The organism is Burkholderia sp. L-4, from assembly GCF_056856535.1.
In genome coordinates, this window is sequence record NZ_JBXEOX010000002.1 from 204,232 (window position 1) to 221,942 (window position 17,711).

The window sequence follows — 17,711 nt, forward strand, 5'->3', positions numbered from 1 at the left end:
CGTTACGGCGCTTTTAATTAGTAATACGTATTACAACACTCAAAAAAACGGAGACAGACGATGAAGAGCAGGACATGGACGATTTGCGCGGCGCTGCTCGGCGCGGCGGCAAGCACGAGCGGTTTCGCGCAGAGCAGTGTCACGCTGTACGGCGACCTCGACGCCGCCTTGCTCTATACGAGCCGATCGCTCGATTCGGCAACCGGCGGCAACGCCGGGCGCCAGTTCGCGCTGACCGACACGGGCATGACGCCGACCAACTTCGGCATCACCGGAAGCGAGGATCTCGGCGGCGGGCTGCACGCGAAGTTCAAGCTGGAGAGCGGCTTCAACGTCACGGATGGCGCGTTCGGCCATTCGAACGGCAACTTCTTCGGCCGCCAGGCGTGGGTCGGGATCGACGGCGGATTCGGCGAAACGAAGGTCGGCCTGCAGTTCTCGCCGTTCGTGCTCGCGATACTCGGATCGGACCCGCGCAACGTCTCCCACTTCGGCGCCGCACTGGTGCCGTACGTCGACAACGTGCTCGTCACGGGCCTCTTCAACCCGAACGCGATTTCGTATACGAGCCCGACGATCGCCGGGCTGACGGCCAGCGCGATGTTCGGCTTCGGCGGAAAGGCCGGCGACTTCCAGGCGGGACGCCAGTATTCCGGAAGCGTCACCTATACGAACGGCGGCTTCATGCTCAACGCGGCGCTCTACGACGGCAACGGCGGCACGTCCCCGACGCCGGTTGCGAGCACGGTCGCGTTCGTCGGCCGCACGATCGGTGCCGCCTACACGTTCGGCCCCGTGACCGGCAAGGCGTCGTTCACGAGCTACAAGGTCGCCGGCTCGTTCAGCAACAACGTGTATAGCGCCGGCCTCGACTATCGCGTCACGCCGGCCCTCGACCTGAATACCGGCGCGTGGTACACGACCGACCGCAACGATTCGCACAATCACTCGCTGCTTGCCGCGGTCGGCGCCGACTACAGCCTGTCGAAACGAACCGGCCTGTATGCGCAGGTCGGCGTCGTCAACAACCACGGCGCGATGAATACCGGCCTCGGCATCACGGGCGGCGCGTTGTACGGGTTGCCGGGCACGACGGTCGGCGTCAACGCCGGCATCCGCCACGTGTTCTGACGCAGCGCTCGCGAACGGGCGGCCGGCACGCGCCGCCCGTTCGGCTGCGCAAGTCGGCAAGGCCGGCACGGCAACGCGGCGCAAACCCGACGCAAACGCGCCCCGCCCGGTGCCGGTCCGGTCGTCCGGCACGCCGATCTCGATGTTTACCCGACCTCAAGTCCGCGGCCGGGCGGCCGTCAAGTCAGGAACGCACGCCCAACCTCCGCCGGGAACCCGGCGCGCGTCTTTCAAGGAGACCCACCCACGTGAACTTCTTCGGAATCGGCCGCGGCCGCCGTTCGACGAGCGCGCTCGTCGGCGACATCGCCGAACAGGCCGGCAGGCTCGGCATCGAGATCTGCGACGTATCGGGCCACGTCGAGGAAGTCGCGGCCCGCGTCGCCCGGCAGGCCGAGGTATGCCATACGCTGCGCGAATCGGCCGCCCTCACGCTGCGCGGCAACCACCGGATCGCCGAGGCCGCGCAGCAGGTGCGCGACGTCAGCGCCAATGCGTCGAATGCGGTCCGGCAGTCGCAGCAGACGATCGAGGCATCGCTCGCGGACATTCACGGCCTCGTCGAGGGCGTCACCACGATCGGCGACCAGATGGGCGCGCTGCGCGACGCGCTCGATCACGTGCGGGCCGTGTCCGAGGAAATCTCCGTCATCGCGCGCCAGACCCACCTGCTCGCGCTGAACGCCGCGATCGAGGCCGCGCGGGCCGGCGAGTCGGGCCGCAGCTTCGCGGTCGTCGCGGCCGAGGTCAAGAACCTGTCTGCGAAAACCGGGCAGGCGACGGCTCAGATCGAGACGACCCTCGCGCGGCTCGCCGAGCAGACCGAGCGCCTGCTCGCGGAAGGCACCGACAACGCCGCGCGCGCGCATCGCGTGCGCGAGGGCACGCGCACGATCGGCGAGGTCGTGCACGCGACCGGGCACGCGATCACCGAGCTTGCCGGCGGGGCCGAACAGATCGCGTCGCTGACGGACGAGATCGAGGCGCAGTGCCACCGACTCGACGAGCAGGTAGGCGAGATGGCGTCCGGCGTCGAGAACTCGGCCGACAATTTCTCGCAGGCCAAGGACCGGCTCGGCAATCTGCTCTCCGTTTCCGAGACGCTCATCGAGCTCACCGCCGCGACCGGCATCGAATCGCCCGACACGCGCCTGATCGACACCGCGCGGAGCACGGCCGCCGCGATCGGCAAACTCTTCGAGGAAGCGGTAAGCCGCGGCGATATCGCACTCGACGCGCTGTTCGACACGCACTACGAACCGATTCCGGGCACCGACCCGCAACAGTTCATGACGCGCTTCACGGCATTCACCGATCGCGTGCTGCCGGCCGTCCAGGAGCCGGTCCTCGCCCTCGACGAACGCATCGTCTACTGCGCGAGCTTCGACCGGCAGTGCTACCTGCCGACCCACAACCGGAAGTTCTCGCTGCCGCAGCGCGCGGACGCCGCCTGGAACGCCGCGAATTGCCGGAACCGCCGGATCTACACGGACCGGACGGCGCGCATGTCGGTATCGCATGACAAGCCGTTCCTGCTGCAGACCTATCGCCGCGACATGGGCAACGGCCAGTTCGCGCTGATGAAGGACGTCTCCGCGCCGATCGTCGTCGGCGCACGGCCGTGGGGCGTCCTGCGAATCGGCTACAGCGTCTGAACCGGGGCGTGCGGGCCGCGCCTATTGCTCCAGCCCCACTCCCAGCGGCCGCTGATCGCTGCGCCCGTGATCGTCGACCACCCGCACCGTATAGCTGCCGGCCGTCCCCGGCTGCCAGAACAGCGCGTCGCCCGGCGTACTGCGGCCGACATACGCATCGTTGACGAACCAGTACAACGCATGCGCGCTCGCATCGGCCGTCGCGTTGAACGCGATGCGCGTCTCCCCGGTGCGCGTCACCCGCATCGCATACGTACTGCCGCGCAGCGGCGACGTGATCCGCGGCGGGTCGCCCTCCACCTGCCCCGCATCGCGGCAGTCCGCATTCTGCGGCGGCCGCCTGCGTGGAATACCGGCCTGCGCGAACACCTGCTGCAGGTCCGACGGCCAGAACTCGAAGATCTCCGTATGCGTGCGCTTGCCGTCGTACGGCGGACACGCGGCCTTCCCCGTCGCATCGTCGATCACGACGGGCCGGTGCACGTTGCTCACGCGAATCGGCGACGTGCCCGGAATGAACCACGTCCAGCCCTGTTGCGGACACCATTCGTTCGGCAGATCGCCGCTCGCGAGACAGATCCGCACGCGCTTCAGCCGCGGCGGCATCGCGCGCGGCGGCTCGGCGAGCGGGCGCTCGGCGTTCATCGCATCGACGACCTGGAAGAACAGCGGCGCGGCCGCATCGACGCCGACGAAGGCCGTATTGGCCGAATTGTCGAAATTGCCGACCCACACGACCAGCACGTACGGGCCGAACACGCCGGCCGTCCACGCATCGCGGAACGACCACGACGTGCCGGTCTTCCAGTACACGAGCACGCTCGACGGCTGCGCGCCGCTCGTCTCGTCGGGGCGCAGGTGCTGGCGCAGCATGTCCATCGTCATGTAGCTCGCGTCGGCGCTCAGCAGGCGCCGGGCGGGCCGCGCCGGCTCGTCCGCGCGCAATCGCAGCGGCCGGAACTCGCCGCGATTCGCGAGCATCGCGTACAGCGCCGCGAGATCCTGCATCGTCACTTCGCCGCCGCCGAGCACGAGCGCGAGCCCGTAGTGCTGCGCGCTCGCGAGGCGGCGCACGCCGGCTTCCTGCAGGAACCGGTACAGATCCGGCGACTTGAGCTGCGACGCGACCCATACGGCCGGCACGTTGCGGCTGCGGTTCAGTGCGTCGGTCGCGGTGATCGGCCCGAGGAAATGGCCGTCGAAATTCTCCGGCGCGTACGGGCCGAACGACGTCGGCACGTCGCGCAGCACCGTCTGCGGATGCAGCACGCCCTGGTCGAAGCCGAGCGCATAGATGAACGGCTTGAGCGTCGAGCCCGGCGAGCGCCGCGCGAGCGTGCCGTTCACCTGCCCGTCGATCGTGCGATCGAAGAAGTTCGCGGAGCCGACCAGCGCCTTCACGCCCATGTCGCGCGTATCGACGAGGATCGCCGCCGCGTTGCGCACGCCGCGCGTGTCGTTGCGCGCGACATAGCGTGCAACCTGTCGTTCGAGCGTGCGCTGCAGGTCGAGATCGAGCGTCGTCACGAGCCGCGCGCCGGCCTCGCTGTCGTCCGCCGCACCGCCCGACGTCGTGCGCCACGCGCCGCGCGCGGCGAGCGCCTGGTCGACCGCATGCGGCGCGTCGAACGGCAGCGCGGACAGCGGCCGCATCGCGAGCGGCAACGCGAACAGCGGCTTCAGCGCTGCATCGCCGGGATGCGTCGTCAGCCAGCGCGCAAACAGCCGGTTGCGCGACGCGGCCAGCGCGCGGTTGATCTCGTCCTGCCCGCCGCGCACGCGCCGCGCCGGGTCCTGCGGAATCACCGCGAGCGCGAGCGCTTCGGGCAACGTCAGCGCATCGGGCATCCGGTCGAAATAGACGACGCTCGCGGTGCCCGCGCCTTCGACGTTGCGCCCGTACGGCGCGTCGTTCAGATAGGCTTCGAGGATCTGCCGCTTCGAATAGAACAGCTCGAGCTGCAGCGCACGCGCGACCTGCGCGAGCTTGCCGGCCGGCGTGCGCGTGTTCAGCTTCCACAGCGAGCGTGCGAGCTGCATCGTCAGCGTCGACCCGCCCTGCGGATTGCCGCCGCGCACGTACGTGATCCACGCGCCGCGCGCGAGCCCGTACGGGTTGAAACCCGGATGCCACCAGAACCAGCGGTCCTCGTGCAGCATCACGGCTTCGACGAGCTGCGGCGACATCCGGTCGAGCGGCACCCATAGCCGGTAGCGCTCGTCCTTCGCGAGCGTCAGGCGCAGCAACCGGCCCTGCGCGTCCGTCACCGCGACCGACGACGGCTTCCAGTCGCGCAGCGGCGGATGCGGCCACAGCCGGCACGCAACCAGCGCGCCGACCACGAGCAGCACGCCCACGAGCCAGTTCTGCCAGCGGTGCAGCCAGCGGCCGGCGCCGTGCAGCGCGCGCCGACGCACGGATGCTTCAGCCACGCGCGAGCACTCCCCGCTTTCGACGTGGCGCGCAACGCCGCGGCATCCGCCTCGTCATCGCGCGCGCTCCACCGTCAGCGCCGTGCCGCCCGGCGCCTGCGCCTGCACCCGGCGGTCGTACATCGACTCGCCGTACGCGGGCGGCGCGACGAAGCGGCCCGCGTTGCTCGCCTTGATGCGGTAGACGAATTCGCGCACGTCGGTCGTCGCGGTGCCGTAGATCACCACGCGATCCTCGCGCACATCCGCGAACTGCGGCTGCCACGTCGACCCCGTCACGCCGATCGGCGACCGCCACGGCGCATCGGCCACCGGCGCCGACGCGCCGCCGTTGCCGTCGCCATCCTGCGTGTCCGTCGCGGGCGGCGGCGCGATCACCGGATCGAAGCCGCCCGGCAGCAGGTCGACGATCGCGATGTTGCCGACGTTCGCCGAACCCGTCGCGCGGATCTTCAGGTGCACGTCGATCTCCTGGCCGAGCGTGATCCTGTCGAGCGGCTTGCCGTTCGTGTCGGTGTAGTCGCGCACGATCTCCAGCCCGTTCCTGATCGCCTTCGTCGACGTGCCGCGGTCGTAGCCGGACTGGCTCGCGACCCACCACGCCGGCAGCGTGCTGCCGTTCACGAAGTCGACGCGCGACGCGCCGGCCGCCCACGTGCCCGAGCGCACGAGGCCCGCCTGGATCGACGACACGTCCTTCGCGCCGGCACCCGCGCGCACCTCGTCGATCGCGAGCCGGTCGAGCTGGCCCGCGTTCGACGCCGCGTATGCGTCGAGCGCGAGAATCGTCATCGCCGACGACAGCGTGTTGTAGCGGTTGTCGACGAGCGGCGCGGCGAGGTTGTCCATCGCGCGCGGCGACAGCTTGCTCACGCGTTCGGGGAAGTGCTTCGCGAGCAGGTACAGCACGCTCGCGTCGCGCGTCAGCGGGTCGATGTAGTAGCCCGTCACGTAATCGCCGTCCGACGCGCGCTTGCGTTCGAGCAACGCCTGCGGGCCCGCGATCAGCGCGGCGGCTTCCTTGTCCTGCTTCAGCAGCTGATACGACGCGGCGAGCCATGCGGCCGCGAGATCGTTGTTCCAGTCCTTCGGGTACGCCTCCTGCAACCGTTTCTGCACGGCCGCGAGGCTGTTGGTCGTCACGTTGCCCTGGCGCGTCAGCAGGTACACCGCGTACGCGCGCTGCCGCAGCAGGTCGAGCGAGCCGAGCGCGTCGTTCGCGGCGAGCTTCTGCAGATAGGCGTTGCCGGCATCGAGCATGTCCTTCGGCACCGCGATGCCGCGATCGCGCGCATCGAGCAGCACGTGCATCGCATACGCGGACACGAACGGATCGGCGTCGGGCGTCGCGCTCCACAGCCCGAAGCCACCCTGCGCGTTCTGCCGGCCGCGCAGCACGCCGAGGAACTGCGCGATCGCGCTCGCATTCGCCGCGTCGGCACCGGCTTCGGGCGCATGCATCGCGCTCGTCAGCGCGCGCACCGACAGCCACTTCGCCGCGAACACGCGCGGCACGACCGCGCTGACCATCTGCTCGCTGCAGGCGTGGTCGAAGTTCACGAGATACGACGACAACCCCTCGGACAGAACGAGCGGCGCGGTCGAGATGCTCGCGTCGCGCGACGCGTACGCGTCGTACATCGACCGCAGGTTCGGCACGCTCGCCTTCTTGCCCGGATCGACGCGCGCGATGTCGAGCTGCGTGCGGAACGCGGCGGCCGGCCGCACCGACACGTCGACGCGCTGCTGCGCGCCCTTCGCGCCGTAGCGCGCGCCGAACGACAGCGCGCCCGAACCGAGCGTATCGGTCGCCTTCACACGGAACATCGCGACGCCTTCGTGCTGCGGCGCGAGCGCGACATTCTGCGTCGCCGGACCGATCACCTGCAACTGCGGGCCCGTCTTCAGCGTGACCGCCACCGGCACCGGCTGGTTGCCCACGCCCGTCAGGTTGTTCGCGACGCCGACGCTGACATCGGCCTCGTCGCCCGGCGCGAGCGTCGTCGGCACGTTCGGCGACAGCACGAAATCGCCGCGCACCGTCGTCGCGCCTTCGAACGTGCCGACCAGGTCCGGCGACACCGACACGGCCATCACGCGCAGCTTGCCGTTGAAGTAGTCGGGCACCGTGTAGCTCAGGCGCGTGTCGCCGTTCACGTCGACGATCCCCGACCAGTAGACGACCGGCTTGTCGCGCTTGCGCTTGAACGGGTTCAGCTGCCGGCCGATCGCGTCGTCGGCGTCGCCGCCGGGCGCGGCCATCGCCATCAGCTTCTCGAAGTCCGGCAGGATCAGGTCGAGGATCTGCGACGTGCCGACTTCGAGCATCCGCTTGCGGAAGAAGAACTTCAGCGGATCGCCGAGCTTGTAGCGCGCGACCTGCAGGATGCCTTCGTCGACCGCGAACACGACGACCTTTGCCGGCTTCGCCGAATGCACGGTGAAGTTGACGGTATCGCCCGGCTTCACCAGCGCCGGCGCCTCGACGCTCACCGCGTTGCGGCGCGCGTCGAGATTCACCGAGAACGGCACGACGCCGTAGCTCAGCGGGCTCATGAAGATCTCGTCCGACGACGGATCGCGGATGTACTGCACGTTGATGTAGCCGTTGCCTTCGAAACCGGCCGGCACCGTGATGTGCTGGATCGAGCTCGTCGTGTCCGCATGGAACCATGCGTGCGCGTACACCTTGTCGCGCTCGATCGTGATCAGCCCGCTGCCCGCATAAGGCGCGCGGATCGCGATCTCGACCTGCTCGCCCGGCCTGAAGTCGTGCTTCGCGAGGCTCACCTGCAGCTCGGCGTTGCGGTCGAGCGAGCGCGTGACGTTCGCGGCGCCCGTGACCGAATACTCGATCCGGTTCACCGCGGTGCCGTCCGCGCGGCGGATCACGAGCGCGTAGCTGCCCGGCTTGTCGGTACGCAGCGCGACGTCGAGCCCCGCGGCCGGAATCGACAGCGGCTTCTCGTCCACCGGTACTTCCTTCAGCCGCGAATCGTATTTGTATGCGCCGGAATCCTGCTTGGTCAGCACCGACACGTAGCGCTCCTCGACGAGCTGCGCACGCAGGTCCTTCACGTCGATCGCCTTCGCGCCCGGATCGATCGCGACGAGCCGCACCGAGCGCGGGCTGCCGCGCTTCACGTAGCCGAGATCGTCGACCGACTTGTAGCCGACGAGCCAGTCGTTGTTCGACACGAGCGTCTGCGCGTTCGCCGCGACGTTGCGCCCGCCCTCCGCTTCGTACGCCTTCGCCTGGAAGTACAGCTGGTAGGTCGCGTCCGCGTACTTGTCGAGATCGAGGTCGAACTCGGCATGGCCCTTGTCGTCGGTCGTGCCGTCCTGCAGCGTCGTCGTGTAGCCCTCCTTCGCGCGCCGCGCATCGAAGAAGTGATAGCCCTGCCAGCTGCGGAACGACGGCCATACGGGGCGCAGCGTCAGCGTCGCCGCGACGCGGCGCTTCTCGGCCGGCGTGCCGAACAGGTTCTGCGCATCGACGATGCCCTTCAGCCCCTTCGGCTTCACCCACCCTTCGACGACCTGCCGCGACAGCTTCGCGTCGACCTTCATCCGGTCGGGCAGGAACTCCTTCACCTGGACGGTCGTGCTGCCGATCGGCTCGGCACCCGGCTGGCCGTCCTTCACGATATACAGGTTGACCGTCCACGTGCCGGTCGGCGCCGTTTCGGCGATCGTGTAGCCGAGTTCGGTGAAGCCCGTTGCATCGACGGTCACCGGCTTGCGCTCGACGGTGATCCCGCGCGGATCGACGATTTCCGCCTGCAGCGGCACGCCGGCCGGGCTGCGCGCCCAGCTGGCCGCGCGCACGATCAGGCCGATGTGGAACGGATCGCCGGGCCGGTACAGGCCGCGATCCGAGAACAGGTACGCCGACAGCTGCCCCTGGCCCGTCGCGTTGCGCTCGCCGTCGACGTCGAAGCGCGAGAAGTCGAGCTGACGGTCGCGCCCGGCCACCGGCAGGAACGACAGGTCGGTGTCCTTCTTCACGACATACAGCTGCGGACGCTTCTCGCGGTCGAGCCCCTTGAACGCGGGAAAATGCACGACGCCGTCGGCGCTGGTCGTCTGCGTGAACAGTGCCTGGCCGTTGACCGCGAGCACCGACACGGTTGCGCCCGCAACCGGCCTGCCGGTGCGGATCGACTGGATGAACACGTCCTGGCTGCCATCCAGCGCCTTCTTGACCAGCATCCCGAGATCGGTCACGACGATCAGGCGCGTGTCGCCGAGCGCGCTGTCGCCATCGTCGCCATTGCCGTTGCCGCTGCTGTCACCCGCATCGGCGTTGTCGGACTGATCCTGGCTGCCGTCTGCGGACGATGCATCGTCATCCTTCGCGTCGTCGGTCTGCTTCTTCGCGGCCGCCGGATCGAACTTCGACAGGTGCAGCAGGAACACGCCGCGCTTGCCGCCCTTCAGGTACTGGCCGAGATCGATGCCTTCGTAATGGGCCTTGCCGGGCTCGCCGGCCGGGAATGCGCGCGTCTGCACGAAGCGCTCGACGATGTGATCCTCGCTGAACGAATAGGACAGCTCGGGCCGCGCGTACGTGCCGTTGTTAAAGCTCACGAGATGCTGGATCTGGTCGGGCAGCACGCGGCCGATCTCGACCTTCATCCCCGGCAGGTTGCGCGACACGACCGACAGCCGCTTGCTGCCGCTCATCGACAGCAGCGAGCCGTCCGCCATGAAACGCAGCAGCTTCGGATAGTCGGGCACCGTGAACGCGCTCGTCACGGGCTTGCCGAGCAGGTAGCCGCCGGCCGACTTCAGGTCGCCCTCGACCCGCACGACGACGCGCTCGCCCGGCGTCGCGTGGTACTTGAAGCTCTGCAGCGTCGCGAAATCGTTCTCGGTCGGCACCGCTTCGAGCGGCAGCGGCTTCGACTGCTTCAGCACCGCGTCGCTGATGTCGGCCACGTTCCATTCGTACGGCGGATCGTCGTCCGACTGCTCGACGCCCGGCTTGCGCTTCGGCAGCACCCACGCCTTCGCGCGCGCGGCGAGATCGGCGCTGCGCACACCGTCGGACGTTTCGGCGACGAGCACCTGCTCGGGCTCGTAGCGCTCGTTGTCGACGAGGGTCGGCGCGACGTTGCCGATCGACAGGCTGTACAGCCCCGGCACGCCGACCGACGCATGCAGCACGTCCGGCGTGCCGTTGCCGCCGCGCGCGCTCTTCACGCCCTTGTCGACGTCCAGCCGCACCGACAGCGGATCGCGCGGGATCTCGAGCGGCTGCGAGTAGACCCACGCGCTCGTCTTCATCTTGTCGTAGTTGACCGTATAGCGCAGCGGCGACGCGCTCTTGCCGTCGCGGCCGACCAGCACGAGGCCGATGCGCTTCTCGAACTCGGCCGGATCGACCGGGTAGTTGAAGCGCAACTGCAGCAGGGCCTGCTTCTCCGCCGGGCTGTCGGGGTTCTGGTAGAACTCGTTGTTGCCGAAGGTGGCAGCGAACGCCGGCAGGTCGAACGCGAAACGATCGTCGCGCATGATCACCTGCGGCGCGAACACGCGGTGCACCGCGAAACGCACCTCGACGTGCGCGCCGACCGGCCAGTCGGCCGCCGGCGTGAAGCGCAGCGTCTTGTCGTCGACCCACTCCCACGCGCCCTTCAGCGCGGGCGTCATCTCGATGCCGTCGCCGGCCGGCTTGCCGACCCGCTCGATCGGCGCGGCCGACTGCGCGAACGCCACTTCGAGCGGATGCACGGTGATCTTCGGCTTGTCGGTGTCGTCGACCTCGTAGGTCGTGATCGCCGGCGCCTTCACGGTGAAGCCGACGGTTTCGGGCTCGGGCGGCTTCGGGCGATGCTTGAACCAGTAGCCGCCGTAGCCGAGCGCGGCCGCGAGCAGCACCAGGCCGCCGGCATGCCACGGACGGCGGCGCACGGCCGCGGCGGTGATGCCCATCCACGCGGGCGCCGTCCACGACACGTCGCCGACCAGCGGCCGCAGCGCGCAGCCGAGCAGCCACCAGACGAAGCCCGCCACGCGAATCGGCAGGAGCAGCAGGAAGCGCAGCAAATCCATGTTGTTATTTCCTTGTTCAAGGACGTGCGGCCGGCTTCGGCGGCGTTCCCCGAGATTTATCGGTCTGTGACGGCGCGGCCCTGGTTGCGCCGTAATGCTTGGAATGTTGTGTTCGACCGGATGCTGGCCGCCATTATCGATCAGACCCGAAAGGATGGAAATATCGGTGTGCCGGCGCGCAACGCCGCCCGACGACCGGCCGGACGGGCAGGTTTCGGCTCTCCGCCCCGACCTCGGGACACGGCCGCGCCGCGTTCGCTAGAATGCGCGGCTCGGCAGGATCGAATCGAAATGAAAGGAAACCGCTTGAAACTCCCGTTCGAATGGCAGATCGGGCTGCGCTACGCGCGCGGCGGCCGGCGCTCGGCCGGCGACGGCTTCGTGTCGTTCATCGCCGGCGCCGCGATGGCCGGCATTTCGCTCGGCGTCGCCGCGCTGATCGTCGTGCTGTCGGTGATGAACGGTTTTCGCACCGAGGTGCGCGACCGGATGCTGTCGGTGCTCGCGCACGTGGAAATCTTCTCGCCGACCGGTTCGATGCCGGACTGGCGGCTGACCGCGCACGAATCGCTGCGGAACCCGGCCGTGCGCGCGGTCGCGCCCTATGTCGACGCGCAGGCGCTGCTGACGAACGCGGGCAGCGTGACGGGCGTCGCGCTGCGCGGCATCGACCCCGTGCTCGAACCGCGCGTGTCCGAGATCGCGCGCAAGCTGAAGACCGGCCGCCTCGACGCGCTCGTGCCGGGCGAGATGGGCATCGTGCTCGGCGCGGCGCTCGCCGATGCGCTGCACGTGAAGATCGGCGACCGCATCACGTTCTTCGCGCCCGGCCACGGCGCGCGCATCGGCGAGGCGCTGCCGCGGTTCCGCCAGTTCAACGTGGTCGGCACGTTCGAGTCCGGCCATTACCAGTACGACAGCGCGCTCGCGTACATCCACATCCGCGACGCGCGGAAGCTGTTCAACGTGCCCGCGCCGACCGGCGTCCGGCTGCGCGTCGACGACCTGCAGCGCGCGCCGGAGATCGCGCTCGCGCTGTCGCGCACGCTGTCGGGCGACCTGTACATCCGCGACTGGACGCGGCAGAACCGCACGTGGTTCGAAGCCGAACGGCTGCAGAAACGGATGCTGTCGCTGATCCTGATGCTGATCGTCGCGGTCGCCGCGTTCAATCTCGTGTCGTCGCTCGTGATGACCGTCACGCAGAAACAGGGCGACATCGCGATCCTGCGCACGCTCGGCGCGCCGCCGCGCTCGATCATGAAGATCTTCGCGATCCAGGGGATGACGATCGGCCTCGCCGGCACGCTCGCGGGCGTCGCGTCCGGCTGCGCGATCGCGGTGAGCATCCCGTGGGTGCTGCCGGCGATCGAGCAGGTGCTCGGCATCCGCTTCCTCACCCCGTCCGTGTACTTCCTCAGCTCGCTGCCGTCGAAGCTGTCGGCGATCGACGTGATCGAGATCGCCGCGGCCGCCTTCCTGATGTCGTGCGCCGCGACGCTGTACCCGAGCTGGCGCGCCGCCCGGGTACGGCCGGCCGAGGCGTTGCGCGACGAATAGGCCGCGCGTTACGCGGTCTCGTGGAAGCCGACGCTGTGGCTGCCGTCCGGCGTGTAGGCGGCGAGCACGTCGAGGCCGACGTCGACGAGTTCCGCGCGCATGGCGGCCGTCTTGTGGCCTGACGGGTCGACCAGGATCGCGGTGCCCGACGACAACTGGCGCACGGTATTCAGCAACGCGAGCGTGCCGCGCGCGGTGCCGGCCGACTGCCCGACCGTCAGCGGCGTGCCGTCTTCCGCGACGAGGCGCTGGCCGGACGTCAGCGGCTGGTTGCGCGCGACGGACGCGTTGAGCAGGCTCATGAAATGAAAACGCGCATCGGCGTTCCGGCCGGCCGCCGCGCGGTCGCTGTCGGTGAACGTGTCGCCGCGCACGGCCGCGCCCTGCGCGGCGAGGTCGACCGCCTGGTCGTGAAACGCGTTCACCGCGGCCACGAGGCCGGCATTCGCGTTCAGCGTCGACTCGATCCACGCGCGGTCGCTCTCCGGCAGGCTCGTCGAGTCGACCTTGATCTGCCCGTTGTCGGTCGTGAAGTCGAACGACGCGTCGGCCAGATCCGGCCGCTTCGCGACGATCTCCTGCATGCTCGCCGCGAGCGGGTCGGTCACGCCGCGCAGCTTCATCGTCAGGTCGCCGACCATCGACAACTGTTTGGTCAGCGCCGCCTGCATCGCTTCAGGATCCAGCGCCCTGACCGTGAGCGGCTGGCCGGGCGGGTTCCCGGAATCCGCCGTATCCGTGCCCTGGCGCCCGTCGAGCGCCGCCTGTGCCATCTGCGCGAGCGACAGGCCGCCCGCAGCCGTAACCGAAATCGTCATTGCCCTCTCTCTCCTTTCAGACTGTTTTTCACGGTTTACGGACGGATTCCACGAAAGTTGAGACGGTATCGCGTCGACACATGCAAACTTTGTTTGACTCAAGCTAAAAAAGTTTGACACGGACATTTCACTGAGATAACTTTTGCGCAAGCTTCCGGAAAGCAATCCGGCCCGCCGTGCCGGCTCGTTTCGCGCTTTCCTGCCATTGCCGCACCGCCGTTCGCAACATTCCCGCGTCACCGCATCGCGCCGTTCCGTTTCATCCGAAACCTGAAGGAAGCCCGGTCATGCCTGCATTTGATTCGCACTCCTTCATTCATTCCGTGCCGCCGCCGCGCTGACGCGCCATTCGCGCTCCGTTCGGGGCGAGACGCCGGTGCGCGTCGCCCGCCGCTTTTGATGGTGCAGTTCCGCTTCATCCGATGCAGTACCCGGCCAGGCCGCAGGGGGCGTATCGCGAGCCGCGCCGGTTCCAGACAATCACAAGAGACGAGGTCGATCCAATGAACATTCATCGAACCGGATTCCGGCGCGCGTGGCTGCCCGCGCTCGTGGCAGCCGCGACGCTCGCCGCGTGCGGCGGCGACGACGGCGGCAGCGCGGCGGGGGTATCCGCACTCGCGCAGGGCCAACAGGAGGGGGCCGCCGCAGCGGCGGCCGATGCGCAGTCGCTGGCGTCGCACGTGTCGCCGTCCGGTGTCCCGTACGCGAATCCGGCCAGCAACGGACGCTACAAGCCGGTGATCAGCAACGGCCAGGTGCAGCCGTCGCTGTCGGGCGGCACGATCGAGGAAAACGCGTGGGTCGACACGCCGGTCGATTCCGACGGCGACGGCACGCGCGACCGCATCCACGTGCGCATCGTGCGGCCGTCCGAAACCGCGAACGGCGCACGCACGCCCGTCATCGTGCTCGCGAGCCCGTACTACGCGGGGCTCGCCGACAGCCCCGACCACGACGTCGACGTCGAACTCGACGGCACGCCGCATCCGGCCGCGAACGCCGGCGCACCGGCATCGGCATCCACGCGCATCCTGGCCGCCGCGCCGCAGTCGCGGATGCTGCAGCAGGTCGAAGCGGCCGCCGCCGGCCGCTCGTGGATCGAGAGCTACTTCGTGCCGCGCGGCTTCACGATCGTCTACGCGGATTCGCTCGGCACCGCCGGCTCGGACGGCTGCCCGACGATCCTGACGCGCGACGAATCGGTCGCGATGGCGTCGGTGATCCGCTGGCTCGGCCGCGACGCGACCGCGAAGGACGCGAACGGCAAGACGGTCGTCGCGAACTGGTCGACGGGCCACGTCGGCATGTACGGCGTGTCGTACGACGGCACGCTGCCGAAGATGGTCGCGAGCCTGCGCACACGCGGGCTCGACGCGATCGTGCCGATCGCCGGGCTGACGAACATGTACGGCTACTACCGCTCGGGCGGCCTCGTGCGCGCGCCGGAAGGCTATCAGGGCGAGGACGTCGACGTATACATCAAGGCGTTGCTGACGAACGCGCATCCGGAACGCTGCACGCACCTGATCGACGAAGCGTTGCAGCAGGAAGACCGCAAGACCGGCGACTATTCGCCGTTCTGGGCCGCGCGCGACATCCCGACGGGGTTCGCGGTCGCGCCGGCACTCGTCGCGCAGGGGCTCACCGACGACAACGTGCGCGTCGACCAGTCGACGTCGTGGTATCTCGCGATGCGGCGCCAGGGCGTGCCGACGCAGCTGTGGCTGCACCGCCTGAAGCACACCGACCCGACGCGCGTGCCGGCGATGGGCGAAGCGTGGACCGCGGAGGTGAACCGGTGGTTCACGCGCTACCTGATCGGCTACAGCAACGGCGTCGAGCGCGATCCGCGCGCGGTGATCGAGCAGGCCGACGGCACGCTGCTGAAGGAAGCCGACTGGGCCGCGCGCCGTGCGACGCCGGTCACTTACTTCGCGGGCGGCGACGGCGCAAGCACCGGCACGCTGCTGCGGCTGCCGAGCGGCGGCCCGCTCGCGCGCTTCACCGACGATGCGCGCATTCCGGCGCTCACGCTGGCGAACACGCCGACGGGCGAAAACCGCAGCCGCTTCGAAACCGCGCCGCTGACGGCCGCGGCGCGCCTGTCCGGCACCGCGACCGCACGCGTCAGGCTGACCTTCACCGGCGTCGCCAACGTGACGGCGCTGCTGGTCGATCGCGCGCCGGACGGCACGGCCACGATCGTCACGCGCGCCTGGACCGACCCGCGCAACCGGCTGTCCGAGTGGCTGACGGAACCCGTGCTGCCCGGCTTGCCGTACGACCTGAAGCTGACGTTCATGCCGCGCGACTACAAGCTGGAAGCCGGCCACCGGCTCGGGCTCGTCGTCCTCTCCAGCGACTACGAGGCGACGCTGCGGCCGGCGCCCGGCACGGGCCTGACACTCGATCCGGCCGGCACGTCGGTGACGGTGCCGCTGGCTTCGACGTCGGCGGGCGTGTAGTCGCACGCCGGCTGCCGGCATGACGGCACGGCCGCCCCCGCCTGCGCGCCCGTCGGCGCGGGCGGGGGATCGCTGCAGGAACGGCACGCCTGCGCCAGGCTGCGAAAATCGAACGCCAACGGTGCCCTCCCATGATCCCCCTCAGCGCGAAAGCGATCGTCCGTGACGGCCGCTCGGTCCTGTTCCTGCGTAATCCACGCGACGAATGGGCGTTGCCGGGCGGCTGGCCCGAAGCCGGCGAATCGCTCGAGGAAACCGTCACGCGCGAAGTGCGGGAGGAATGCGGGATCGTCGCCTCGGCGATCCGCCACGTGGCGAGCCGCTCGTGCGAGGTCGTGCCGGGCAAGCGCGTGCTCATCGTGTGCTTCGAGTGCCGGGGCGATCGTCATGAAATCGTCCTGAGCGACGAGCACAACCCGTTCGGCTGGCTCGACCTCGATGCCGACAAACCGGCGAACCTGCCGGATTTCTATTGGGCATTCCGCAGGCAGGCGGGCTGATTCGCGCCCGCCCTTCGGCACTCACACCGGCGTCAACACCGGCTGCCCCGCGAAATGCCGCGCCGCGTTGTCGAGAAACTGCTGCACCGACCGATCGAGCGCCTCGGGCGACCAGCCGCCCATGTGCGGCGTCAGCACGACGTTGTCGAGATCCGTCAGCGCGCGCGGCGGCTCCGGTTCGCCTTCGTACACGTCGAGCCCCGCACCGGCGATGCGCCGTTCGCGCAGCGCGTCCGCCAAAGCAGCCGTATCGACAACACTGCCGCGCGACACGTTGACGAGAAAACCGCCGGGCCCGAGCGCATCGAGCACGGTGCGGTCGATCAGGTGCCGCGTGCCCGCGCCGCCGGGCGTCGCGACGATCAGGAAGTCGGCCCACTGCGCCAGCGCGTCGACCCGGTCGAAATAGCGGTAGGGAACGGGCTTCTCGGACCGGTTGTGATAACCGATCTCGATGTCGAAGCCGGCCGCACGGCGCGCGCACTTCTCGCCGATCTTGCCGAGCCCGACGATGCCGAGCTTCCTGCCCGACACGTTCGGCGGCATCGGCAACCCCTCGCGCCACACGCCCGCGCGGGTTTTCGCATCGAGCTGCACGACGTTGCGCACCGCCGCGAGCAGCAGCGCGAGCGCGTGATCGGCGACGCAATCGTCGTTGGTGCCCGCGCCCGTGACGACCGTGACGCCGCGCGCCTTCGCATGCGCGACGTCGATGTGCTCGTAGCCCGCGCCGAGCGCGCTGACGAACGTCAGTTGCGGCAGCCCGTCGATCTCGGCGGCGGTGAGCCCCGTGCTGCCGTTGGTCAGCACCGCGCGAATCGTGCCGCCGTGTTCGGCGATCGCGCTTGCGCGTTCGTCGGGCGTCGGAGCATGGCGCACGTCGAACGACGCGGCGATCTTGCGCTGCGCGTCGCCGCGCAATGCGATGAGGACCAGCAACTCGGGCTTCATGTCGGCAAGTGTCCGCAGGCAGGGAACGAATTTCAGTGTAACAAGCGCACGCGACGGATGCGGGTTATCCCCACACGGGCTGTGGACACACCGCCGCACGCGGTTTGCCAAAGCCGGCTCAGTCAAGTAACTTTCGGC

The 17,711-nt window shown here is 69.1% G+C and carries 9 protein-coding genes; 5 read left to right on the forward strand and 4 right to left on the reverse strand.

Annotation, left to right across the window (positions count from 1 at the left end; all coding sequences use genetic code 11):
• The first annotated feature begins 60 nt into the window (after nt 1-60).
• Nucleotides 61-1,131 carry a porin gene (locus tag AC1VVG_RS17720; RefSeq protein ID WP_069246006.1) on the forward strand — a complete coding sequence of 357 codons (1,071 nt, stop codon included), beginning with the start codon at nt 61-63 and terminating at the stop codon, nt 1,129-1,131.
• Nucleotides 1,132-1,379: 248 nt separating this feature from the next.
• On the forward strand, nt 1,380-2,786 hold the full coding sequence (locus AC1VVG_RS17725; protein ID WP_069246007.1) for a methyl-accepting chemotaxis protein: 1,407 nt from the start codon (nt 1,380-1,382) through the stop codon (nt 2,784-2,786).
• 21 nt (nt 2,787-2,807) lie between these two features.
• Here AC1VVG_RS17725 and pbpC read toward each other — a convergent pair whose 3' ends face one another.
• Both pbpC and AC1VVG_RS17735 read right to left on the reverse strand, forming a co-directional pair.
• Entirely contained in the window at nt 2,808-5,219 is a 2,412-nt protein-coding gene (gene pbpC, locus AC1VVG_RS17730; protein WP_482835956.1) for a penicillin-binding protein 1C, read from the reverse strand.
• A 54-nt stretch (nt 5,220-5,273) separates the two neighbouring features.
• Nucleotides 5,274-11,276, reverse strand: coding sequence for an alpha-2-macroglobulin (locus AC1VVG_RS17735; protein ID WP_482835957.1), 6,003 nt, complete (start codon nt 11,274-11,276; stop codon nt 5,274-5,276).
• 291 nt (nt 11,277-11,567) lie between these two features.
• Between AC1VVG_RS17735 and AC1VVG_RS17740 the strand changes: the two genes are divergently transcribed.
• Nucleotides 11,568-12,836 carry a lipoprotein-releasing ABC transporter permease subunit gene (locus AC1VVG_RS17740; RefSeq protein WP_083286537.1) on the forward strand — a complete coding sequence of 423 codons (1,269 nt, stop codon included), beginning with the start codon at nt 11,568-11,570 and terminating at the stop codon, nt 12,834-12,836.
• A gap of 8 nt (nt 12,837-12,844) precedes the next feature.
• On the opposite strand, the gene AC1VVG_RS17745 is transcribed toward AC1VVG_RS17740, so the two are convergent.
• On the reverse strand, nt 12,845-13,654 hold the full coding sequence (locus tag AC1VVG_RS17745; RefSeq protein ID WP_069705512.1) for a hypothetical protein: 810 nt from the start codon (nt 13,652-13,654) through the stop codon (nt 12,845-12,847).
• A 503-nt stretch (nt 13,655-14,157) separates the two neighbouring features.
• Between AC1VVG_RS17745 and AC1VVG_RS17750 the strand changes: the two genes are divergently transcribed.
• Together AC1VVG_RS17750 and AC1VVG_RS17755 are read left to right on the forward strand one after the other, a co-directional pair.
• Nucleotides 14,158-16,122, forward strand: coding sequence for a Xaa-Pro dipeptidyl-peptidase (locus AC1VVG_RS17750; protein ID WP_482835958.1), 1,965 nt, complete (start codon nt 14,158-14,160; stop codon nt 16,120-16,122).
• Between the two features lie 131 nt (nt 16,123-16,253).
• Entirely contained in the window at nt 16,254-16,622 is a 369-nt protein-coding gene (locus AC1VVG_RS17755) for an NUDIX domain-containing protein (protein ID WP_482835959.1), read from the forward strand.
• Between the two features lie 21 nt (nt 16,623-16,643).
• Here the strand turns inward: AC1VVG_RS17755 and AC1VVG_RS17760 are convergent, their stop codons facing one another.
• Nucleotides 16,644-17,573, reverse strand: a complete 930-nt coding sequence (locus AC1VVG_RS17760) for a 2-hydroxyacid dehydrogenase (protein WP_200087878.1) — start codon at nt 17,571-17,573, stop codon at nt 16,644-16,646.
• Nucleotides 17,574-17,711: the final 138 nt, after the last annotated feature.